Consider the following 23,315-nt stretch of genomic DNA (forward strand, 5'->3'; position numbering starts at 1 on the left):
CGCGGGGGGGGGGGGGGGGGGGGGCGGCGCGCCCCCACGACCCGCCCGCGCCCGCGGGGGGGGGGCCCCCCCCCCGCCGCCCGCCCCGGGAACGGGGCGCGAGGCGGGCTCAGCGGCTCAGCCGCAGGTCACGGCGGCGTAGTCCGCCGTGATCGAGGCCGTCACCTCCTCGTCGCCGGCGCCGCGGGTCGCCTCGACGGTGACCGTGCCGGCCTCGACCGACGTCGCCCGCGTCGCGAACGACTGGTAGGCGTTGGCCCCCGGCGCGACGGCCGCGAACTCCTTGGTACCGAACGGCGTGACGAGCCGGATCGCGACGGGCGCGTCCTCGCCGTTCTCGGCGCGGACCGCGACGTACGCCTTGCCGGCGAGGCAGCGCGTGCTCACCGTGACGTCGATCGCGAGCGTCGGCTGGCCCTCGGTCACGGTCACGGGGACCTCGACCACCTGGCTGGTCCAGCCGTCGTCGACCACGACGTACGCGGTGTACGTCCCGGCCGCCGCGTAGGCGTGCGACCCGGAGACGGACCCGTCGGTCACCGTGCCCGCCGCGACGTCGGAGCCGTCGCCCCACGTGACCGCCGCACGGAGCTCGGCGCCTTCCCGGCCACCGGTCACCTGGGCGAGCACCGCGTCCGCAGACTGCCCGACGGCGAGGGTCACACCGCCCGCGGCCGTCACCTCGAGCGCGGGGTGCTCGGCGAACGTGCCGTCGTGCGCGACCGCGACCACGTGGATGCGGCCGTCGCGCGAGAGCTCGCCCGGCTGGTCCGGGAGCGTGAGGCTCACGGCCCGCTTGCCCTCGGGGAGCGTGATCGGCGCCGTCGCGAAGAACGCGGCGGGGGTGCCGGTCTGCGGGCTGCCACCGCGGAGGCGGCTGTCCGTCACGGCGACGGGGATGTTGCCGAACACGGGGTTGCGCGCCGCGCCCGACCAGTCGCCGAAGCTCAGGTCGATCGGCTGGGACGAGCCGTCGTCGAAGGTCAGCACGCCCTGGGCCTGCTGGTTCTTCTCCGTGCCCGTGCCGATCACCGAGAGCTGCTCCGCGTCCGCGGGGACCTCGAGCTCGATGGTCTGGCCGTCGCCCGTCGCGTTGTCCGGCTGGCCGGCGGGGATCGCCGGGACGTCGAACGCGAGGTCGGTGCCGGGCACCGTCCCGCGCTCGCCCTGGACGAAGCCCTTCGCCGCGAGCTGGGCCCGGTCGAAGAACACGCCCTGGCCGTCGCACGAGCCGACGGTCGTGCCGAGGTCGCCGATGCAGACGTTGTCGTACGCGCCGAGCAGGGAGCCCTCGCGCAGGAGCGAGACGGAGACGTACGAGGTGGTCGAGACGGGCTCGATCCCCTCGCCCGAGACCGTGACGGTCACCGGGTAGACGCCGGGGGCCGCCCACGAGTGCGCGGCGTTCACCGCGTACCCGCCGAACGCACCCGCCTGGAGCGAACCCGCGACCGGCTCGGAGCCGTCGCCGAACGCGACCTGCACGTCGAGCGCCGACACGTCGCCCTCGACCCCGGTGAGGGTCGCGAACGAGCCCGAGACCTCGCGCCCGGTGACCGTGTCACGGTCGGGCGCCGCCGAGAGCGTGAGCTCCTCGGCCCCGGAGTCCTTCGGGTCGGCGAGCAGCTCGACCTCGGCGAGCGACAGCGCGCCCGAACCCGCGGTGGCCGTCACGTTCACGCGGTACCGCGCGAACGCGGTCGGCTCGGCGACCGTGAACGGCCGCGTCTGCAGCGCCCAGCGGAACTGCTCGCCGGACCGCTCGTCGAGCGTCGTCCACGTCTCGCCGTCGTCGGAGCCCTCGAGGGTCCACGCGGACGGCGACGCCGTCCCGCTCGCCCCGGACGTGAGGGTGTACGACTCGACCGTCGGCCGGATGCCGTTGCCCGCCCACGTGATCGACGGGGTCGCCGTGGCGAACGTCGTGCGCGTGCCGGACGTGTTGTCCGTCAGCGCCGCGGCGCTCGTCGACGCGTCGCCGTCCGCGACGGTCGTCGTGCCGAGGCCCGCCGTGGTCGCGTCCTGGACGGGGGTCGGGGGCTCGTCGCCCTCGGTGAGCGACGGCGGCGCGTCGTCCTCGCCGGTGCCCCAGTCGGACGGCTCCGGGCCCATGACGAAGTCCAGCGTCGCGCCGCCCGAGAGGTCGGCCTGCGAGAGCGACGTCGAGGTGCGGGCCTCGCCGTCCACCGCGAGCGACTGCACGTAGACGTTGTCGACCGAGTTGTTCTCGGCGTTGACCACGAGGTCGCCGTCCGGCAGGTGCACGGTCGCCTTGTCGAACAGCGGCGAGCCGACCGCGTACTCGTCGGAGCCGACCTGGAGCGGGTAGAAGCCGAGCGAGGCGAAGATCCACCACGACGACATCTCGCCGTTGTCCTCGTCGCCCGGGTAGCCCTGGCCGATCTCGCTGCCCACGAACAGGCGGCGGGTGACCTCACGGACCTTCTCCTGGGTCTTCGAGGGCGCGCCCGCGGCGTCGTACAGCCACGGGATGTGGTGCGACACCTGGTTGCTCATGCCCCACATGCCCATGCGCACGTCGCGCGCCTCGCGCTGCTCGTGGATGCCGCCGTTGCCGGCGCCCTTCTCCGGCGTGGAGAAGAACAGGTCGAGCTTGTCCTCCAGACCCTGCTTGCCGCCGTAGAGGTTGGCAAGACCCTGCGGGTCCTGCGGCGCGTGGAACGCGAAGTTCCAGCCGCTCGTCTCGGTGTACCCGCCGCCCCAGGCCTCGGGGTCGTAGGTCTCCGGGTCGACGGCCCACGTGCCGTCCTCGTGCCGCGGCACGAAGAAGTCGACCTCGGGGTCGAAGAGCTCGACGTAGTGCGTGGCGCGCTCGAGGAAGTACGCGGACTCCTCGCGCAGCGTCTCGCGACGCTCGTCCGGCGTGGCCGGGTCCTCGGCGAGGGCGGCGGCCATGTTGCCGATGCCGAAGTCGTTGACCAGGCCCTCCAGGCCCCACGACACGGACTCGTGCGTGGACTCCGGGGTGAACCCGAGGAACGGCGACGTCTGGAGGCCCTTGCGGCCCACGGCGTTGCTCGGCGGCGCGACGGACGCGTTGCGGAGCGCGGCGTCGTACGCCTCGAGCGCGGAGTCGGTCGGGAGCGAGCCCTTGAGGTACGCGTCCGCGAACGCGACGTCGGAGCTCGTGCCCGTCATGAGGTCGGCGTAGCCCGGCGAGGACCAGCGCGCGATCCACCCACCGTCGCGGTACTGCTGGACGAACCCGTCGATCAGCTCGCCCGCGAGCTCCGGGTAGAGGAGCGAGTACGCAGGCCAGGCCGTGCGGTACGTGTCCCAGAACCCGTTGTTCACGTAGATCTTGCCGTCGACGATCTTCGCGTTCGTCTGCGTGTCCGTCGCGGAGCCCGTGGTCGCGGAGACCGGGCTCGCGTACTTGTACACCGGCGCCTGCGCCGTGCCCGTGTTCTCGAACTGCGAGTTCGGGTACAGGTTGAGGCGGTAGAGGTTGGAGTACAGCGTGACGAGCTGGTCCTCGCTCGCGCCCTCGACCTCGATGACGCCCAGGCGGTCGTTCCAGGCCTGCGCGGCGGCCGCCTTGACCTCCGTGAAGGTCTTGCCGGTCACCTCCAGGTCGAGGTTCTTGCGCGCCTGGTCGAGGCTGATGAACGACGTCGCGACCCGCAGCTCGACCGTCTTGTCGGACGACGTGTCGAACGTCGCGAAGCGCGCGTCCGCACGGTTGCCCGCCGCCGTCCCGACCGCCGTCGGACTACGGTCGAAGGTGCCGGCGACGAACATGCGCGTGCGGCCCACGGACAGGCCCGAGCCGTTCTCGACCCAGCCGGAGATCGTCCCCGTGGCCTGGTCGTACGTGAGCTTGGACGAGCCGTCCACCTTGTCGACGAGCACGTGGCCCTTGGCGCCGGGGTAGCTGAACCGCAGCACGGCACCGTGGTCGGTGGGCGTCGCCTCGATCGCGGACCCGTTGGTGAACGTGACCCCGTAGTAGTCCGGTCGCGCCAGCTCGTCGGCGTGGTCGAACTCGAGGCCGCGCGTCGAGAGCGTGGCGTCGGGCGTCCCGGACGCGGTCGACGGGAGGAACGTGAGCTGGTTGCGGTCGCCCATCCACGGGCTCGGCTCGTGCGAGACGCCGAAGCCCTGGAGCACCGGCTTGTTGTTGGCGTTGTTGGCCTTGTGGTACTCGTACAGCCAGCTCTGCGACGACGCGTTGGTGTACGGCACCCAGAAGTTGAACCCGTTCGGCGTGGCCGTCGCCGGGATGTTGTTCCCGCGCGAGAAGCTGCCCGACGCGAGCGTGCCGCGGCGCGTGTCCACGTAGTTGGCGAGGCTCGAGCCATCGATGGTCGCCGGGTTCGCGGTGATCGCGACGTCGTCGAGCCAGCCCGCGAACTTGGTCCCCGCGTGCCCGGCCGGGTTGTCGTAGCCGAGGAGCACCTGGTCGACGGTCTTGCCCGCGGCGACGTCGCCGAGGTCGATCCGCACGGAGTTCCACTGGTCGGCGTAGAGGATCTTGCCCTCGCCCTGCGCCTGCGCCGCCGCGACGGTCTCGTGCGCGTCGCGCGCACCGAGGTCGGACAGGAAGGTGCCGTCCGTGAACAGCACGTCCACGGACGCGTACGTCGACGGGTACTGCAGGTCGTCGAGCAGCTCGGGGAAGATCGTGTAGCTCAGCCGCGTGTCCTCGCCGACGACGACGTCCACGTCGTCGTAGAGCACGTTCGTCGCGTGGGTCTCGCCGTCCGCGAGGTGCGAGCCGTCGTACCGCAGCGAGTGCAGGCCGGAGAACCCGACGCCCGCCTTGTTGGTGAAGTTCACGCGCGGACCGGTGCCGACCTTGGTCGTCATGGGCGCGGCCGACGGGCCGGCGCTCAGGTCGGCCGAGAGGTCCCACCCGGCGAGCTGCACGATGCCGTCGCCGGAGTTGGCGGTGACGTTGAGGCGCAGGTAGGTGTACGCCTCGGTGGGCTCGTCGAGCTCGAACGTGCGCGTCTGCTGCCGGTTCGGGAAGTCCTCGTCGGTGCGCTGGTCGAGCGGGGTCCACGTGGAGCCGTCGTTCGAGCCCTCGACCGTCCAGGTCTTCGGGTCCCGACCCGCGGCGTCGTCACCCGACGTCATCGAGTAGGCGACGAACGACACGGGCTCGGCGAACTCGTACCGGACCCAGCCGGTCGAGGCGAACGCGAGCCACTTGGTGCCGGAGCTGCCGTCGGCGAGGTTCGCCGCGCCCTCGTTCGGCAGGTTCTGGGCGCTCGCCGTGACGGCCTTGAGCTTCCCGAGCACGCTGCCGGGGAGGCCGCTCGTGAACGACCCGACGTTCGCCTGCCAGGGGGCGCCGTCGCGCTCGGCCACCGTGGAGGCGAGCGCGGCCGGGTCTCCCGACTCGAAGGACGACGAGAAGTCGCCCGGCTCGGCCGCGGCGGCGGGCGCAGCGGTGAGGGCTCCGAGAGGGACGGCGAGGGGGACGGTGAGTGCCGCGGCGAGCGCGAGGCCGAGGGGCCGTGCGCGGCGGCTGCCGGCGCGCGTGGCCACCACGCGTCCGGGCGGTTGTGGTCTGGTCATGCTCGCGATCTCCTTCGATCGTGACAGCGCTGTCAGGCTGCAGGGGTGCCCCTGACAACGCGCAGGGGGGAAGCGTTGTCAGGGGCGACCTGAACTTATGTGGCGGTGGAGCGCTTTGTCAACGCGGCCGGACGCTGGCGCGGGGCGCTCGGCGAGGACCCGCCGGCGGCGCGACGCGGGCGGCCCCGGGGACGCCCGCGGCGACGTCCCCGCTACGCGCCGGGACCGGGGATCTCGCCCGTGCCGCGCACCACGAGCCGCGTCGGCACCACGACCAGGCGCGGGGCGAGCTCCGGGTTGTCGGCCCGCGACACCGCGAGCGCCGCGGCCTGGCGTCCCATCTCGACGACGTCATACCCCACGACGGTCACGTCCAGCAGGTCCGCGAGCTCGAAGTCGTCGAACCCCACGAGCGCGACGTCCGCGTGGCCCCCCGCGGCCACGCGGTCGCGCAGCGCGTGGAGCGCGCCGACCGTGATCTTGTTGTTCGCGGTGACGAACGCCGTGGGCGGCTCCGGCAGGGCCAGGAGCTCCGCCACGAACGCGTGCGCGAGCTCCGCGTCGTGGGCGCCGTCGCGCACGTACCGCGACGGGTCCTCGACGCCCGCGCCGCGCAGCGTGGCGACGAACTCGTCGCGACGCTCCTGGAACGTCCACAGCCGCGACACGTCCCCGACGAGCGCGATCCGTCGGTGCCCGTGCGCGAGCAGGTGCGTCACGGCGTCGCGCACGCCGCCGCGGTTGTCGATGACGACGGTGTCCGCGTCGACGCCCTGCGCGGGACGGTCGATGAACACGACGGGCAGGCCGTCGTCGAGCTCGCGGCGCAGCGACGAGTGGTCCGTCGACGTGGGCGTCACCACGAGCGCGCCGACACGGCGCTCCACGAGCGCCTCCGTGAGCGAGCGCTCGCGCTCGGGCTCCTCGTCGGAGCTCGTCGTGATGAGCTGGAGCCCGTGGTGGCGCAGCTCGCGCTCGATCCCGCTCGCGAGCGCGGAGTAGAACGGGTTCGCGAGGTCGCCGGTGACGAAGCCGACGAGCCGCGACGACCCGCCGCGCGCCAGGTCCGCCGCGACAGCGTTGCGGCGGAAGCCGAGCCGCTGCGCGGCCTCCTGCACCTTGGCCCGCGTCTGCGGCGCCACGTTCGGCTCGTCGTTGAGGACGCGCGACGCCGTCTTGAGGCTGACGCCGGCGACCTCGGCCACCGCGGCGAGGGTCGGCCGGCGACCCCCTCGTCCCGCGTGCGGGCGCGCCGCCGTGTCCGTCGAGGCGTCGGGCCCCGTCACCCGGACCTCGCCCGGCGGGAGCGTTCCCGCGCTCTCCCCCTGCATCACCATCATCAGACCTCCCGTCGACCGCGGATGAGCATGTCGACGACGATAGCGAGCAGGAGCACCGCTCCGGTCACGATGTACCGCGTCGCCGTGTCGAGATTGAGCAGCGTGAGGCCGTTGGCGATCGACTGGATGACCAGCACGCCGAGCAGCGCGGACCACGCGCTCCCCCGCCCGCCGAACAGGCTCGTCCCACCGATGACCGCCGCGGCGATCGCGGTGAGGTAGGTGTCCGCGGCCCCGGTGCCCTGGTTCGCGGCGGCGAGGCGCCCGGCCGCGAGGATCCCGCCCAGCGCGGCGAACGTGGAGCACGCGACGAAGCACGAGACGACGGTCCGCCGCACCGCGACGCCCGCGAGGAGCGCGGAGCGCCGGTTCCCGCCCACCGCACGCACGGACCGGCCCCACCGGGTGCGGCGCAGCAGGACGTCCACCACCACGACGAGCGCGACGAACAGCACGACCGTGTAGCCGATCCCGCGCGCGGTCCCCAGGTACGCGACCGTGCCGACGAGGACCGCGGAGAGGACCGCGGTGCGGATCGCGATCCGGCCCAGCCCGGGGCTCGGCAGCTCCGCGCGCACGCGGCGCAGGTGGTCGACGACGCGCAGCGCGGCGTACCCGACCACGACCACGACGACGAGGCTCCAGGCCGCGGCCGGCGCGAGGAAGCCCTGCTGCACGGTGCGCACGAGCCAGGACTCGAACGGGATGTTGATCGAGCCCGACGGGCCGAGCACCCGGAGCTGCACGCCCGCGAGGACGAGCAGCCCGGCCAGCGTGAAGACGAACGACGCGAGCCCGAGGCGCGTGGACAGCAGCCCGTACCCGAGGCCGACCACGACGCCGACTGCGAGCGCCGCGAGGATCGCGAGCCCGACGGGCCAGTCCAGGTTGACGGTCCCGACCGCGAGCACCGCCGCGGCGAGCCCGCTCACGGAGCCGACGGACAGGTCGATCTGGCCGACGAGCAGCACGAGCACGACCCCGAGCGCGATGATCCCCGTGGGCGCGCTCTGGAGCGTGAGGTTGACCAGGTTCTCGGCCGAGAGGAACGCCGGGTTGATCGCGCCGAGCACGACCCAGATGAGCAGCAGCGCGCCGACGATCGGCAGCATGCCGAGGTGGGCGCCGCGGAGCTGACGCACGACGCTGCCGGACAGCGCGCCCGAACGGTCGAGCGCCGCGCCGGAGGTGCGGCCGGGGACGCTCATCGGTGCACCGCCCCGGTGCCGCCGGAGCGCCGCTCGCGCCCCGGTCCGGTCGACGGCCGCGCCGAGCCGCCCGGCCGAGCGGGCCGCACCGCGCCGGTCATGGCGGCCAGCAGGTCCTCGTAGGACGTGTCGCCCGCGAACTCGCCGTGCACGCGCCCGAGCCGCAGCACGAGGATGCGGTCGGCGACTGCCTGGAGGTCGCCCGCCTGGTGGCTGATGAGCACGACCGCGTGCCCGCGCTCGCGCAGCTTCTCGATGAGGTTGAGCACCTCGGCCGTCTGGCGGACGCCGAGGGCCGCCGTCGGCTCGTCGAGGACGAGCACGCGCGGCGCGCCGAGCAGGGCCCGGGCCACGGCGACGACCTGGCGCTGCCCGCCGGACAGCGTGCGGACGGGCTGGCGCACGGACGGGACGGTCGCGGCGAGCTGGTCGAGCAGGCCCCAGGCCTCGCGCTCCATGGCGATCTCGTCGAGGAACGGGCCGCGCAGCGTCTCCTGCCCGAGGAACACGTTCTCGACGACGTCGAGGTCGTCGACGAGGGCGAGCTGCTGGAACACCGCCGCGATGCCGTGCGCGCGCGCCGCCGCGGGCGAGTCGAGGACGACGGGCGCGCCGTCGAGCAGGACCTCGCCCGCGTCGGGCCGGAACGCGCCCGCGACGACGCCGGCGAGCGTCGACTTGCCCGCGCCGTTGTCTCCCACGACGGCGAGCACCTCGTGCTCGCGCACGTCGACGTCGACGTCGACGAGCGCGCGGACGCCGCCGAAGTTCTTGGAGACCCCGCGCAGGGACAGGACGGGCGCGCTCACGGGGCGGCCTCCAGGAGCCCCGCCTCGACGCACGCGTCGACGTAGTAGCGGGTGCAGATCTCGTCGACCGTGTGGACGCCGCCGTCGACGATGACGCGCTGCACGTCGTCGACCCCGACCGCGCGCGGTGCGAGGAGGAGGCTCGGGACGCCGTCGATGCTCGCGGTCGCGCGCGGGTCGTCGCCGCGCAGCACGCGGACGGCGAGCTCGGCGGCGGTGCGCGCCTGCTGGGCGGTCGCCTTGTAGACGGTCATGTACTGGTCGCCGGAGACGATGCGCTGGACCGCCGCGAGCTCGCCGTCCTGGCCCGTGGTGGGCGGGACGGGGTCGAGGCCCGCGGCCTTCATCGCGGCGATCGCGCCGCCCGCGATGCCGTCGCTCGCCGCGAAGACGCCGTCGACGCGGCCGGCGTACTGCGTGAGCTGCCCCTCGACCCACTCGGTCGCCTTGTCGGGGCTCCAGTCGGGGGTGTCGTACTCGGCGAGCACGTCGATGTCCTCTCCGTCGAAGGCTCGGTGGGCACCCGCCGCGTACTCCGCCGCGTTCGGGTCGGTCGGCGAGCCCTGGACGAACAGGACCCCCGGCCGTCGCCCGTCGGGGGGCGGGTCCTGCTCCGCGCGGTCGAGCACCGCGCCGACGAGCGCCTCCCCCATGAGGTACCCGATGAGCTCGTTGTCGAACGACACGTAGTAGTTCGCGCCCTCGACGAAGCGATCGTAGGCGATGACGGGCACACCGAGCCGCTGGGCCTCCGCGACGATGCTCACCGCGGCGACGGCGTCCACGGCGTCGAGGACGAGGACGTCGGCCCCGCGCGCGAGCATCGACTCGGCCTGCTGCTGCTGGTTCGCGGCGTCCTGGGCGGCGTTGGCGTACAGGACCTCGCACGTGGCGCAGCGCTGCTCGACCACGCCGACGAAGGTCGGGCGGTCGGACGTCTCGTACCGCGCGGTCTTCGCCTCGGGCAGCAGGAGGCCGATGGTCCCCTCGGACGGGCCGGCAGGCTCCTCGGGCGCCGCGCACCCGGCGAGCGCGAGCAGCGCGACGACGACGGTCGCGAGCGCGGCCGTCACGGCGCCGCGCGCCCGACGGCGGGCGGGTCCCGTCCGGGCGGCGCCTGTCCCGGTCATGCGCTCACCCCCAGCGACCCGCTGACGCGCGCGAGGTCGAGCGCGACGGCGAGCGCGCCGCGCACCTCGGCGGCGGACCCGAGCTCGGACGCGACGACCTGGACAGGGCCCGCCGTGCTCGGCACCGTGCGCTGCTCGAGCGCGGTGCGCAGGGGGCCCAGCAGGGCCTCGCCCGCCTCGGCGAGCTGCCCCCCGACGACGACGATCTCGGGGTCGACCAGGTTGCACAGGTTGGCGGCCGCGACCCCCAGGTGCTGGCCGGCGTCGAACAGGACGCGCCGGCACCCGGGGTCGCCCTCCTGGGCGCGCGCGATGACGTCGCGCAGGGTGAGGGGGCCGCGGCTCTCGGAAAGCATGGACAGCAGGACCCCGGCCCCGACGTACATCTCGAGGCAGCCGCGGTTGCCGCACCGGCAGACGGGGCCGTTCTCGTCGATGGTGACGTGGCCGATCTCGCCCGCGACCCCCGCGCGTCCGTGCACGACCCGCCCTCCGAGGACCAGCCCGCCGCCCACCCCGTGGGAGACCCGCAGGTACGCGACGGCGTCGTGCCCGACCGCCGCCCCGAACCGGGTCTCGGCGAGCGCGCCGAGGTTGGCGTCGTTGTCCACGGTCACGGGCGCGCCGAGCTCGCCCTCCAGCACGTCCGGCACGACGACGCCGTCCCAGCCGCGCATCATGCCGACCGTCGCGATGCGGCCCGCGCGCACGTCCACGGGCGCGGGCACGCCGACGCCGACGGCGAGGAGCTCGTCGGGCGCGGCGTCGACGGAGGCGACCATCTCCTCGACGAGGAGCGCGGCGCGCTGGAGCCCGGTGTCCGCGCGGTGGTCGGGGGCGAGGGGCATGCGCTGGTCCGCGAGGACGCGCATGGACGCGTCGGCGAGCGCGACGCGCATCGACCGGGTGCCGAAGTGGACGCCCGCGACGAGCCCGAGGTTGCGCGCGAGCGTGACCTGGAGCGCGCGCCGCCCGCTGCGCGTGGACGGCGAGGTGTGCAGCACGCCCGCGCCCGTGAGCTCCTTGACGATGTTGGAGACGGTGGCTGGGGACAGCCCGGTGACGCCGGCCAGCTCGATCTGCGTGAGGGAGCCACGCTGCTGGACGGCGCTCACGATCCGAGCTCGGTTGGCCTCACGCAGTGAAGTCTGCGAGCCCGGGGTCACCCGGTCAGCGCGCACGCAGGTCAGGATACCGCCGGGGCGCCCCCGTCCAGGTGGGACAGGCCGGGCGTGGACGCTGAGCCGATCTTCTGAACGAACTGGACAGCGCTGTCACCCTAGGTCAGACTCGACGGAACCGCTGGTTGAGTGCGGGACCTGACGTGAAGATCACGATTCAGCGACGCTTGCGTTCATTTCTTGACATCAAGGCGGACGAGTCGTTGTATGGGCAGCGGGTTCGAGGGCGCGCCGGTGCGCCCGGCCGGTGCGACGTGGTCGTCCGCCGGTCCCCCACGACCGAAGAAGGCGTAGGGATATCACGATGCGAATCGATCGCAGGACGAGCGCGACGGTGGCGACGGCCGCCCTCGTGGGTCTCGCACTCGCCGCGTGCAGCGGCGGTGGTTCCGGTGACGGGGGAACCGGCGACGGGGGCGCTTCGGGGGGCGGCGACGAGGTCGAGGTCTTCACCTGGTGGGCCGCGGGTTCCGAGAAGGCAGGTCTCGACGCGCTGGTCGGCGTGTTCAACGAGCAGCACCCCGACGTGGAGTTCATCAACGGGGCGGTCGCCGGCGGCGCCGGCTCGGCCGCGAAGGACCTCCTCCAGTCCCGCCTCCAGGCGCAGGACCCGCCGGACACGTTCCAGGCGCACGCCGGCGCGGAGCTCCAGGACTACATCGACGCCGCCCAGATCGAGGACGTCTCGTCGCTGTACGACGAGTTCGGCCTCACGGACGTCTTCCCGGCCGACCTCGTCGACCGCCTCAAGTCCGACGACGGCGCGATCTACTCGATCCCGTCGAACATCCACCGCGCGAACGTCGTGTGGGCCAACCCGACCGTCCTCGAGGCCAACGGCATCGACCCGGCGGCCGAGTACGCGGACCTCGACGCCTGGATGGCGGACCTCGACAAGCTCAAGGCCGCGGGCGTCACGCCGCTGTCGGTCGCGACCAGCTGGACCCAGGTCCACCTGCTCGAGACCGTGCTGCTCGCCGACCTCGGCGCGGAGGCGTACAACGGCCTGTGGGACGGCTCGACCGACTGGTCGGGCGCCGAGGTGACGGCGGCGCTCGAGGACTTCGAGCAGCTCATGAGCTACACCAACACCGACCGTGACGGGCTCGACTGGCCCGAGGCGACCCAGATGGTGATCGACGGCAACGCCGCGTTCAACGTCATGGGCGACTGGGCCGTCGCGGCGTTCGAGGAGCAGGGCAAGGCCCTCGGCACCGACTTCACCGCGGCTCCCGTCCCGGGCACCGACGGCGTGTTCGACTTCCTCGCCGACTCGTTCACCCTCCCGGTGGGCGCGCCGCACCCCGACGGCGCCAAGGCGTGGCTCGAGACCGTCGGCTCGCTCGAGGGCCAGGTCGCGTTCAACAAGGCCAAGGGCTCCATCCCGGCCCGCACCGACGCCGACCCGGCGGAGTTCTCCGAGTACCAGCAGACCGCGATCGAGTCGTTCGGCCAGGACACCATCGTGTCCTCGCTGGCGCACGGCGCCGCGACCCCGGTCGCGACGCTCAACGCGATCACCGACGCGACGAGCAAGTTCACGTCCGGCGCGTCCGACCTCGCGACGTTCCAGTCCGAGCTCGTGACCGCCAACCAGGGCTGAGTCCCGCTCACCGGAGCCGCCGCGCGTCGTCAGGCACGTCCCGACGGCGCGCGGCGGCCCCGCGCGATCGGACCCCACCCCCGGCCCCCCGCCCCCCCCCCCCCCCCCGCCCCCGCCCCCCCCCCCGGGCCGCCCGGGCCCCCCCCGCGCCGCGGCCCCGTCCCCACGACCGGGAAGACCCACCATGCTCAAGTCACTGCGACGAGCCGGCCCAGCGCTGCTGATGCTCGCCCCCTCGCTGATCCTCGTCGGCGTGTTCGTCTACGGCCTCATCGGCGCGAACTTCCAGACGTCGATCACGGACAACCACACCGCGGCGCAGGCCACGGGGCAGAAGCCGTCCGTGGTGGTCTGGTTCGGGAACTACTTCGACCTGCTCGGCAGCGAGGCGTTCCAGCACTCGCTGAAGAACCTCGTCCTCTACACCGTGGTGTTCCTCGCCGGGACCATGCTCATGGGCTTCCTCTGGGCGTGGATGATGGACAAGCCCGTCAAGGGCGAGGGCCTGTTCCGCTCGGTCTACCTGTTCCCCTTCGCCGTGTCGTTCGTCGCCTCCGGCGTCGTGTGGCGCTGGCTCCTCAACTCGAACCAGGACGCGCAGGCGAGCGGCCTCAACCGGCTGTTCCAGATCATCGGGCTCGACTTCCTCCAGAACAACTGGTGGAACAACGTCACCTGGGGCATCACGGCCATCGCGATCCCCGCGATCTGGCAGCTCTCCGGCTACGTCATGGCGCTGTTCCTCGCCGGGTTCCGCGGCATCCCCGACGAGCTGCGCGAGGCCGCCCGCATGGACGGCGCCAGCGAGTGGAAGCTCTACCGGCACGTGCTCTTCCCGCAGCTCTCGCCGGTGGCGCTCTCGGCGCTCATCATCATCGGCCACATGTCGCTCAAGTCGTTCGACCTCATCATGTCGATCTCGAAGCCGGCCAACTACCAGACCAAGGTGCCGGCCGTCGACATGTACGTCTTCAAGTCGAGCTTCGACTACGCCAACGCCGCAGCGGTGGGCTCGATCCTGCTGATCATCGTGGCCGTCGTCATCGTGCCCTACCTGGTCCGCACCAACCGACAGGAGAAGCGATGACGACCACCTCGACGCCGGCCGTCCCCACTCCCGACGTCCTCGGCACGCCGCGGCGGACGGAGCGCCGGGTACCGCGCGAGCGCTTCTCCGTCGGCCGCACCCTGAAGTACGCCGCGCTGATCTTCTTCGTGGTCATCGTGCTCATCCCGGTCTACGTGCTCCTCGTGACGAGCTTCAAGGGCGCCGGCGACGCGTCGCCCGCCCGCGCGTGGTCGCTGCCGCAGGTGTGGACCCTCGAGAACTGGCAGACGGCGTGGACCGCGCTGTCCCCCGCGATCCTGCGCACGCTCCAGATGGTCGTGCCGTCGGCGATCATCGCGGCCTTCCTCGGCTCGCTCAACGGCTTCGTGCTCTCGCGCTGGTCGTTCAAGGGCTCGAACCTCGTCTTCACGCTCATCCTGTTCGGGATGTTCATCCCCTACCAGGCCGTGATGATCCCGCTCAACCAGCTCGTGCTCGACCTGGGCATCCCGAGCGGCGTGCCGTCGCTGATCCTGCTGCACGTCGTGTACGGCATCCCGATCACCACGCTCATCTTCCGCAACTACTACATGACGGTGCCGCACGAGCTCATCGAGGCCGCGCGCGTCGACGGCGCCGGGATGTTCCGCACGTACTGGTCGATCATCCTGCCGATCTCGATCCCCAGCTTCGTGGTCGTGCTCATCTGGCAGTTCACCTCGTCGTGGAACGACTTCCTCTTCGCGGTGTTCTTCTCCTCGAGCCAGAACGGGCCAGTCACGCTCGCGCTCAATAACCTCGCGAACGGCGCGCTGCTGCAGAACTACGGCGTGTCCATGGCCGGTGCGCTCTTCGCGTCCCTGCCGACGCTGCTGGTGTACATCATCCTCGGCAAGTACTTCATCGGCGGTCTCATGTCCGGCTCGGTCAAGGGCTGACCTCCGGTCGGACCGAGCTCGCGGGGGGCGGGCGGGACCTGGTCGCACCAGGTCCCGCCCGCCCCTCGTCGTATCCCTCACCCACCGCACGACGACGGCCGCGCACCCTGCGACCGCCGCGCCGCGCGGCACCCGCGCACCACGACGGGCCGCCGACGGCACCCCAGGACGACGACGTCTCAAGGAGCCCCGTGTACCGCATGTCGCACGACCCCACCCCCCCCCCACCCACCGCACGTCGACGACGCGGGCGGCTGCTCTCCGGCGCCGCCCTCGCGCTCGCGCTCGTCGCGCCCGTCGGCGCCGCGGCCCCCGCGCTCGCCGCGCCCGGCGCACCGGTCGGCCTCGCCGCCCCGTCGGCCGTCGACCGGCTCGACGGGCACGAGGTCTCGTCGCCCGACGGCAGCCTCGACCTCACGGTCGGCGTCGTCGACGGGCGCCTCACCTACGACGTCGTCCGGGACGGCACGACGACCGTCGTCGGTGCGTCCGGCCTCGGCCTCGTGCTGCGCGGCCCCGACGTCGACCTCACCGCCGGGATGACCGTCGAGTCCGTCGAGCGCGACGAGATCGACGAGACGTGGACCCCCGCGTGGGGCACGAGCTCGTCGGTGCGCAACCACGCGAACGAGCTGACCGTGCACGCGCGCCATGACTCCGGCCTCGCGCTCGACGTCGTGGTCCGGGTGTTCGACGACGGCGTCGGGTTCCGCTACGTCCTGCCCCGCCAGGACGCGCTCGCGAGCGGACCGTTCGTCGTGACGGCGGAGCGGACCGAGTTCGCGCTGCCGGCGGACCTCACCGCGTACTTCATCCGCGCGGGCAAGGACTGGAACGCGGACGAGAAGCACTACAAGACGGCACCGGTCGCGGAGGTCCCCGACGCGCAGACGCCCCTCACCCTCTCCCGCGGCGACGACCTGTTCCTCGCGGTCCACGAGGCCGACCTCACGGACTACGCGAGCATGACGCTCGTCCGCGGGGCGACCCCCGGGACCCTGGTGAGCGAGCTCGTCGCGTTGCCGGACGGCACCAAGGCCGTGCTCGACGCGCGCGAGAAGGACGTCGTGACGCCCTGGCGCACTGTCCAGGTGGGCCGCGCGGCGGGCGACCTCGCCGTGTCGCACCTGGTGCAGAACCTCAACCCGCCGTGCGCGGTCTGCGACGTCGACTCCGACGGCGACGGCACCGCCGACACGACCGACTGGATCGAGGCGGGGACGTACACCGGTGTGTGGTGGGAGCTCCAGCGCCGCGACACGACGTGGACCGCGGGCGCCAAGCACGGCGCCACGACCGCACGGATCAAGGACTACATCGACCTCGCGGCGGACGCGGGGGCGCGGTACGTGCTCGCCGAGGGCTGGAACACCAACGCCGGGGGCTCCTGGACCAACCAGGACTTCACGACGCCGATGCCCGACGTCGACCTCGGCGAGGTGCTGCGCTACGGCGCCGAGAAGGGCGTCGGGTTCGTCGCGCACAACGAGACCCGCGGCTACGTCGACTACTACGACGAGAACCTCGAGCGGATCTTCTCCCAGTACGAGGAGTGGGGGATCCACGCGATCAAGACGGGCTACGCGACCCGCTTCCAGCTCGGCGGCGTCAACCGCAGCCACTACGACCAGGAGGCCGTCAAGCACTACCAGCGCGTCGTCGAGGCGGCGGCGCGGCACGGCATCTCCGTCAACGCGCACGAGGCGATCAAGCCCACGGGCAAGGATCGCACCTGGCCGAACATGATGACCGGCGAGGGCGTCGCGGGCATGGAGCAGCAGAACTACATGGGCTCGAACGGCAACCCGCCGGAGCAGGCGACCATCCTGCCGTTCACGCGCTGGATCGGCGGCCCGGCCGACTACACGCCGGGCGTGCTCGACGTGCTGTGGGACCCGGCGAAGCTCGGCACGCGAGTACAGACGACCACGGCCACCCAGCTCGCGCTCTACACGACCTTCTACAGCCCGCTCCAGATGCTCGCGGACACCCCGGAGAACTACGCGAAGCACGCGGAGGCGTTCGAGTACCTGCGCGGGATGCCCGCGACGTGGGACGAGTCCCGGGTGGACGCGCGGATCGGCGACCACGTGACGACCGCCCGGCGCAGCGGCGACGTCTGGTACGTGGGCGTCGTCACCGACGAGGTCGACCGCACGCTCGACGTCCCGCTGGACATGCTCGACGACGGCGTCACCTACGTCGCCGAGGTCTGGGCCGACGCGCAGGACGCGAGCTGGAAGGGCAACCCCACCGCGGTCGAGGTCACACGCTCCCTGGTGACCACGGAGGACGTCCTCAGCGCGTCGCTCGTCGGTGGGGGCGGGCAGGCGGTCCGGCTCCGGCCCGCCACCGCGCAGGACCTCGCCGAGCTCGCGCCGTACACGCGCGCCCGCCTCGACCTCGCGGGCGTACCGGAGGCCACGTTCGACCCGGCCACCGGCACCGTGCACGTCGTGGCCGAGGTCGCCAACTCGGGGACCACGGTCGCCGAGGCGCACCTCGTCCTCGACGGCGAGACGGTCGCGGGCACGACCGCGCGGGTCGGCGGCGGCCAGACCCGCGAACTCTCGTTCACGCTCGACGCGGCCGACGTCTCCTACGCGGAGCACAACGAGCTCGCCGTCTCCGGGGTGGACGGCACGTGGGACGAGCCCGCCCGGGCAGCGCTCCTGCCGTACCCGGACGGCGCCGCCCTGGAAGCTCTGGTGACCAGCGCTCGCGCGGACGGCGACCTCGACCCCGCGACGGCGGGGCTGCTCTCGACGCGCGTCGGTGCGCTCGCCGCGGCGGCGGCCGACGCCGACCTGGGCGCCGCCCAGGTCGCCGCCCAGAGCGTGCGGACGGTCCTGCTCACGCGCTCGAGCGAGCAGGTCGCTGGCGCCGCGCTCGCGACGCTCGACGCCGCGGTCGCGCCGTGGCTGGGCGAGCAGGTCGGGCTGCCGCGCGTGCTCGTCACGCTGCACGCGGCCGAGGAAGCCGGGGACCTCGCGGCGCGCGACGCGTCCGCCGTCCGAGCGCCGCTGGCCGCCGCGGTCCGTGCCGCGACGCGCGACGACGACGCGGCCGTGGGCAGCGCCCTCGACCGTGCCGCCGCCGCGATCACGGCTCTGCCCGCCGGACCCGCCACCGAGTCCCTGGGTGCACTCGTCGCGGCGCAGCGCGAGGAGCTCGTGCTCGAGGCCGAGGCGGGCACGCTGAGCGGGGGTGCGATCACCACGACCGAGCACCCCGGCTACACGGGCACCGGCTTCGTGCGAACCCTCAGCCGTGAGGGTGCGGCCTTCGCCGTGGACGTCGCGGGCGTCGCGGCGGGGACCACCTACGAGGTGAGCTTCCGCTACGCGAACGGGATGGTCGTCGCACCGCTCGACCGTCAGCTCTCGCTCACCGTCGACGGCGTCTCGACCGGACCTGTCCCGTTCCCGAACCTCGGCCAGGACGCCGACCGATGGCGCCGCTGGGGCTTCACGGAGCCGGTGCGTGTGGCCGTGGGAGAGGGCACGACGCGCGTCGGCCTGCGCTACGACCGCGGCGACACGGGCAACGTGAACGTGGACCACGTGCGGCTCGTACCGGATCGCGGGGTCGTCGTCGGGGGGGGCGGCGGGGGCGCCCCCCCCCCCCCCCCCCCGCCCGGGGGGGGGGCTGGGCCGCGGCCGGCGCGCGCGGGCGACGCGCGGCCGCCCGGGGGCCTCACCGGCCGCGCTCCAGTACCCGGGCCCCCTGGGGGGTCAGGGGCGGCCGGGGGGGGGGGGGGGGGGGGGGCGGGGGGCGCCCCCCCCCCCCGCGCCCGACGTCCGGGTCGAGGTGCAGCCGCGGTGCCTGGCCGGCAAGGCGTACGTCGCCCTGCGTGCGCTCAACGCCGAGGACGTCCCCGTCGACCTGACGCTCACCCTGACGACCGCGTTCGGGGAGCGCACGGCCTCCGACGTGGCGCCCGGCGCGTCCGCCTACCAGTCGTTCGCGACACGGGCGCGGGCCGTCGAGGCGACGACCGCCGTCGTCGCGGCGCAGGGCGAGATCGGCGGGGAACCCGTGGACGCGCAGGTCTCGGTGGACGTGCCTGCCGTCGACTGCGGCTGAGCGGACCGCCCGGTCGGTCGTCACGACGGCCGACCGGGCGAAGTCCGCGGCTCTCCCTTCACTCCCGGGAGAACGCCGCCTATACTCGCGTAGACAGCGCTGTCAGGTGGCTTCACGTCACAGCGTGCGACGTCGCACCACCCGAGAGGAACGCACCGCGCGAGCACCCCCCGCCCTGCCTGAGCAGCGCCCCCCGACCCGCGCGGGGGCGCGTCGGTCGTCCGACCTCGGACCGGCGCTCCCCCGCGCGAACCCCGCACCACCCGTCCACGCCCGACCCACCCCGCACCACCCGCCCGAGAAGCAGCACCGTTGCTGCTCCACGACGCCCGGAGGCCCCATGACCCGCCCGTCCGCCCCACCGCCCGGCCGGCGCGCACGACGCCGCGCCACCGCCGCCGTCGCGCTCGCGACCGCCGGCGCCCTGCTGCTCGCCCCCGCCGTCGCACAGGGAGCGCCGTCCTCCACCGCGGCGTCCGCTGCCGGGTCGGTCGCGGCGACGGGCGACGCCGCCCCCGCGTTCGGCGCGCCCGACGAGACCGCCGCCGACTACTACGGCGCGCTCCTGCGCCACACCCGCTGGGTCGAGACCGTCTGGGACGAGTCCGCGGGGGTGTACCAGCTCAAGGACTTCAACTTCGCGGTCGTGCTGGGCAACGCCGTGCTCCTGACCCACGGCGAGTACGACGCCGAGCTCGCGGGCGTCTCCGAGGAGACGCTCCGCGCGCACACGCTCGCCACGATCCGGCACTACGCGGCCTCCAACCGGTTCGTCGACCCCGCAGGCACGTGGGGCAAGAAGCTCTTCTGGGACTCGACGTTCCAGTCGTACTTCCTCGCGGCCGGGACGCTCCTGTGGGACGAGCTCGACGCGACGACGCAGGCCAACCTCACGACCATCGCAACGAGCCAGTCGACGTACACGGCCGACCTCGACTTCGGCAAGGACCCGCTCTCGGGCTCCTGGACCGCCGACTGGCCGACGGGCAAGCACGAGGGCGACACCGCGCAGGAGGAGGTCGGCGTCTACACCCAGGCGCTCGCCCCCGGCCTCGCCTGGGCCCCCGACGCCCCCGACGCGGCGCGCTGGGCCGAGCAGCTCGCCGACTGGGGCCGCAACGCGGCGGGCCAGCCGACGGCCGACCGCAACAACCCGGCCGTCGTCGCGGGCAAGCCCGTGTCGACGAACACCATGCAGACCATCCACGACACCTACCTCGTGGAGAACCACGGGTCGTTCGGCCCGCACTACCAGTCCGACATCTGGCGCTCGGGCGGCCGCAACGCGATCCACTTCCTGCTCCGCGACGAGCCGCTGCCGGAGATCCTCACGCACCAGCCCAACTCGGCGGAGCTGTGGGAGTCGATCAAGCTCGTCATGTCCGACGCGGGCGAGCCGTTCATGCCGATGGTCGCCGACCGCGAGTTCCTCTACGGCCGCGACGCGATCCCGATGGCGTTCCTCGGCCAGGTGCTGCGCGACCCCGACGCCGCGCGCGCCGAGGCCAACCTCGCCGCGGCGCTCGAGGACTACCAGTCGTACGCGCCGGTGTACCGGCTCGCGAAGTTCTCGGGCGAGCCCAAGTACGAGCCCGAGGCGCGCGCGGAGATCGCCATCTCCTACCTCCTGCACGTCGAGGCCGCCGAGTCGCCCGAGGGCCCGGTCGAGCCGACGCCGCAGGACGAGTTCTTCGAGCGTCTCGCCGGGGTGCGCGACTTCGGCGCCGGCCCGGGGCTGACGGTCCAGCAGTCGGCGGACGCCTGGGCCGCGGCGTCGAGCCGCAAGGGGTTCGTGAAGTTCCCCTGGGTCCCGTCGCACGACTCGTGGCTCTTCCACGTCTCGGGCTCGACGCCGTACCTCTACCCCACGACCGGCGCCACGGTGGACGAGCGGCACGTGACGACGTACACCGGGCCGCGCGACGGGTTCGAGGGGACGTCGTCGATGTTCCGAGTCGGAGACGGCTACGCGGGCCAGGTCACGCTCCCGACCGGAGCCGCGGTCTACGCGTCGACCGGCGCCGGCACGGAGGACGCGAGCCTGTCCGTCCGCAACCTCGACATGAACGGGTACTCCGGGCTCGACGGCTCGCGTACCTACACGACCGCCGAGGGCGAGACCACCGCGACGCTCCCCGTCACCCGGCCCGCCGACCCGGCGGACGCCAAGGCGGCGCGCGTCGACGACCTCACGTTCGCGCCCGTCACGGCGCGGTACGTGCGGCTCCTCGGCCAGCAGGGCCACCCGCAGTACGGCTACTCGATGTTCGCGTTCCACGCGTACGGGGCGGACGAGGGGTCCGCGACCGACCTCGCGGCCGGCAAGGTCGCGACGGCGTCGAGCGAGGACTCGGCCAACGGCCGCACCGCGGCGCGCGTGACCGACGGCAACCCGTCGACCCGCTGGGCCGTCGCGGTCGGCGAGCGCACGCGCCCCGACTCGTGGATCCAGGTCGACCTCGGCGAGGAGACCACCGTGGGCGGCGTGCGTTTCGCGTGGGAGGCGAGCGCGGGCGCGCGCTACCTCGTCCAGACGTCGACCGACGGCCGCACGTGGACCACGGCGACCGCCTACGGCAAGGCCCCGGCGGACGTGAACGTCGCGCGCCTCGACACCGTGGACCTCACGCCCGAGGGCGCGGACGAGCCCGCGCCGGTCACCACGCGCTACGTCCGCATGCAGGGCGTGCGCGGCGACGCGGCCTACGGCTACTCGCTCTACCACCTGCGCGCGTTCTCCCCGACGGGGACGGACGTCGCGGCGGGCAAGCCCGCCACTGCGTCGAGCGCCAACGGCTCGAACCCCGCGAGCGCCGTCACCGACGGCTCCGCCACGACCCGCTGGGCCGTGTCGGTCGCGGACCGCACGAAGCCCGACTCGTGGGTCCAGGTCGACCTCGGTGCACCCACCGCGGTGAGCCAGGTGCAGCTCGGCTGGGAGGTCGCCGCTGGGCAGGAGTACCGCGTGCAGACGTCGCTCGACGGGCAGACGTGGCACGACGCCGCGTCGTTCCGGTACACGGGCGACCAGGTGCTGAGCAGCGACGGCGACTGGCTCAACGTCGAGGGCGAGGCCGGGTTCGTCGTGCGCGGCTCGGACGCGCCCGTCACCGTGTCGCGCGCGAGCGACACCCGGCACGTCGTCCGGCTCACGGACGGCGCGACCGGTCCCCGGCTCGTCGAGATGGTCCCCGGCGACGCCGCGGCGACCGCCGCACAGGCCGGGGCCCGCGTGCCGACGTCCGAGGACCCGGCGGTGCTCGTGAGCGCCGTCGACGGGTACGTCGTCGCGTTCAACCTCACGGGCGCGGACGTCGCGACGACGCTCACCGTCCCGCACGACGGCGGGGCCGTCCCCGTGTACGCCGGCACGCAGACGGTCGGGGCGGAGGCCTCGACGCTCGACGTCACCGTCCCCGCGGGAGACGCGGTCGTCCTCGCGCCGCGCGCGACGGTCGCCTCGCCCGCCGGGCAGACTCCCGCGGGAGTGACGGTCGCCGTCGCCGACGCCCGCTCGTTCCGCGTGAGCGGCGACGGGGCACCGGTCGAGCTGCGCCACGCCGAGACGGGCGCGACCCGCACGGTCGGGGCGACGCCGTCGGGCACGCGCGTCACGTTCCGGGACGCGATGCCGTTCCCGGTCGCGGACCGCGCGCTGAGCACGCTCACGTTCCCGGCGTCGGTGCTGCCCGAGGGCATGACGTCGCCGTCGCTCGCCGTGGACGGCGACGCCGCGACCACGTGGGTCCCCGGCCCGGACGGCCGCATGGTCACCGACCTGGGCGCGCCGCGCGAGATCGGCACCGTCGTCGCCCCGGGGGAGCGCGGCGGGGCGCCGGAGTCGGTCGTCTCCGTGAGCGACGACGGCCTGACCTTCACCGACGTCGGCACGATCGGGGGCGGCGACGTCCGCGGCACGCTCGCCGTCGACCGCACGGCGCGGTACGTCGCGCTGAGCACGTCGTGGGCCGACGGCGACCCGGGCCTCACCGCGCTGCGGGTGCTCGCGCCCGGCGCGGCGGACCCGACGTCGCCGGCGGCGGTCGCCGTCACCGCGACGGCCGAGGTCCGGTGCCTCGGCGGCAAGCCGTACGTCGCGGTGCGGGTCGTGAACGACGACGACGCGCGCCTCGACGTCGAGGTCGCCACGCCGTGGGGGTCGAAGAGCTTCCCGTCCGTGGCCCCCGGCAAGAACGCGTACCAGTCGTTCGCCGTCCGCGGCGACGCCGACGGCGCGGTGGAGGTCACCGCCGCGCCCGCGGACGACGCCGACGAGCGGGAGACCATCGCAACGCCGGAGCACGGCCGGCCGACCTGCGGCTGACCACGGCTGACCCACCCCGGTGCACGGGGGGGGGGGGGCGCGGCGGGCGGGCGGGGGGGGCGCGAGGACTCGGCGGCGCGAGGGGGGGACGGGCGGCGAGGGTG

At 73.7% G+C, this 23,315-nt stretch carries 11 protein-coding genes; 5 read left to right on the forward strand and 6 right to left on the reverse strand.

What is annotated here, in order from left to right; all coding sequences use genetic code 11:
* Nucleotides 1-117: 117 nt before the first annotated feature.
* The 6 genes from ACFWH7_RS16180 to ACFWH7_RS16205 all read right to left on the reverse strand — a co-directional run bounded on the left by ACFWH7_RS16180 (nucleotide 118) and on the right by ACFWH7_RS16205 (nucleotide 11,146).
* On the reverse strand, nucleotides 118-5,544 hold the full coding sequence (locus ACFWH7_RS16180) for a GH92 family glycosyl hydrolase (protein ID WP_378217841.1): 5,427 nt from the start codon (nucleotides 5,542-5,544) through the stop codon (nucleotides 118-120).
* 212 nt (nucleotides 5,545-5,756) lie between these two features.
* Nucleotides 5,757-6,884: a LacI family DNA-binding transcriptional regulator gene (locus tag ACFWH7_RS16185; RefSeq protein WP_378217843.1), complete on the reverse strand. Its 1,128-nt coding sequence runs from the start codon at nucleotides 6,882-6,884 to the stop codon at nucleotides 5,757-5,759.
* Entirely contained in the window at nucleotides 6,884-8,092 is a 1,209-nt protein-coding gene (locus ACFWH7_RS16190; RefSeq protein WP_378217845.1) for a sugar ABC transporter permease, read from the reverse strand. The genes ACFWH7_RS16185 and ACFWH7_RS16190 overlap by 1 nt, the downstream gene beginning before the upstream one ends.
* Nucleotides 8,089-8,901 carry an ATP-binding cassette domain-containing protein gene (locus ACFWH7_RS16195; protein WP_378217847.1) on the reverse strand — a complete coding sequence of 271 codons (813 nt, stop codon included), beginning with the start codon at nucleotides 8,899-8,901 and terminating at the stop codon, nucleotides 8,089-8,091. The genes ACFWH7_RS16190 and ACFWH7_RS16195 overlap by 4 nt, the downstream gene beginning before the upstream one ends.
* Nucleotides 8,898-10,031: a substrate-binding domain-containing protein gene (locus ACFWH7_RS16200; protein ID WP_378217849.1), complete on the reverse strand. Its 1,134-nt coding sequence runs from the start codon at nucleotides 10,029-10,031 to the stop codon at nucleotides 8,898-8,900. The genes ACFWH7_RS16195 and ACFWH7_RS16200 overlap by 4 nt, the downstream gene beginning before the upstream one ends.
* Nucleotides 10,028-11,146: an ROK family transcriptional regulator gene (locus tag ACFWH7_RS16205; RefSeq protein ID WP_378217851.1), complete on the reverse strand. Its 1,119-nt coding sequence runs from the start codon at nucleotides 11,144-11,146 to the stop codon at nucleotides 10,028-10,030. Before ACFWH7_RS16205 ends, ACFWH7_RS16200 begins: the two co-directional genes overlap by 4 nt.
* 370 nt (nucleotides 11,147-11,516) lie before the next feature.
* Between ACFWH7_RS16205 and ACFWH7_RS16210 the strand changes: the two genes are divergently transcribed.
* From ACFWH7_RS16210 to ACFWH7_RS16230, 5 genes are all read left to right on the forward strand, one after another.
* Nucleotides 11,517-12,815, forward strand: a complete 1,299-nt coding sequence (locus ACFWH7_RS16210) for an ABC transporter substrate-binding protein (RefSeq protein WP_378217853.1) — start codon at nucleotides 11,517-11,519, stop codon at nucleotides 12,813-12,815.
* A gap of 184 nt (nucleotides 12,816-12,999) precedes the next feature.
* Nucleotides 13,000-13,902 carry a carbohydrate ABC transporter permease gene (locus ACFWH7_RS16215; RefSeq protein WP_378217855.1) on the forward strand — a complete coding sequence of 301 codons (903 nt, stop codon included), beginning with the start codon at nucleotides 13,000-13,002 and terminating at the stop codon, nucleotides 13,900-13,902.
* On the forward strand, nucleotides 13,899-14,801 hold the full coding sequence (locus ACFWH7_RS16220) for a carbohydrate ABC transporter permease (protein ID WP_378217857.1): 903 nt from the start codon (nucleotides 13,899-13,901) through the stop codon (nucleotides 14,799-14,801). Before ACFWH7_RS16215 ends, ACFWH7_RS16220 begins: the two co-directional genes overlap by 4 nt.
* A 200-nt stretch (nucleotides 14,802-15,001) precedes the next feature.
* Complete coding sequence (locus ACFWH7_RS16225; RefSeq protein WP_378217859.1) at nucleotides 15,002-19,231, forward strand: glycoside hydrolase family 97 catalytic domain-containing protein; 4,230 nt, start codon at nucleotides 15,002-15,004, stop codon at nucleotides 19,229-19,231.
* Nucleotides 19,228-23,211, forward strand: a complete 3,984-nt coding sequence (locus ACFWH7_RS16230; protein WP_378217861.1) for a discoidin domain-containing protein — start codon at nucleotides 19,228-19,230, stop codon at nucleotides 23,209-23,211. The genes ACFWH7_RS16225 and ACFWH7_RS16230 overlap by 4 nt, the downstream gene beginning before the upstream one ends.
* Nucleotides 23,212-23,315: the final 104 nt, after the last annotated feature.

Origin of the sequence: Cellulosimicrobium cellulans, from assembly GCF_042723955.1 — a bacterium.
In the GTDB taxonomy this organism is placed as follows: domain Bacteria; phylum Actinomycetota; class Actinomycetes; order Actinomycetales; family Cellulomonadaceae; genus Cellulosimicrobium; species Cellulosimicrobium cellulans_H.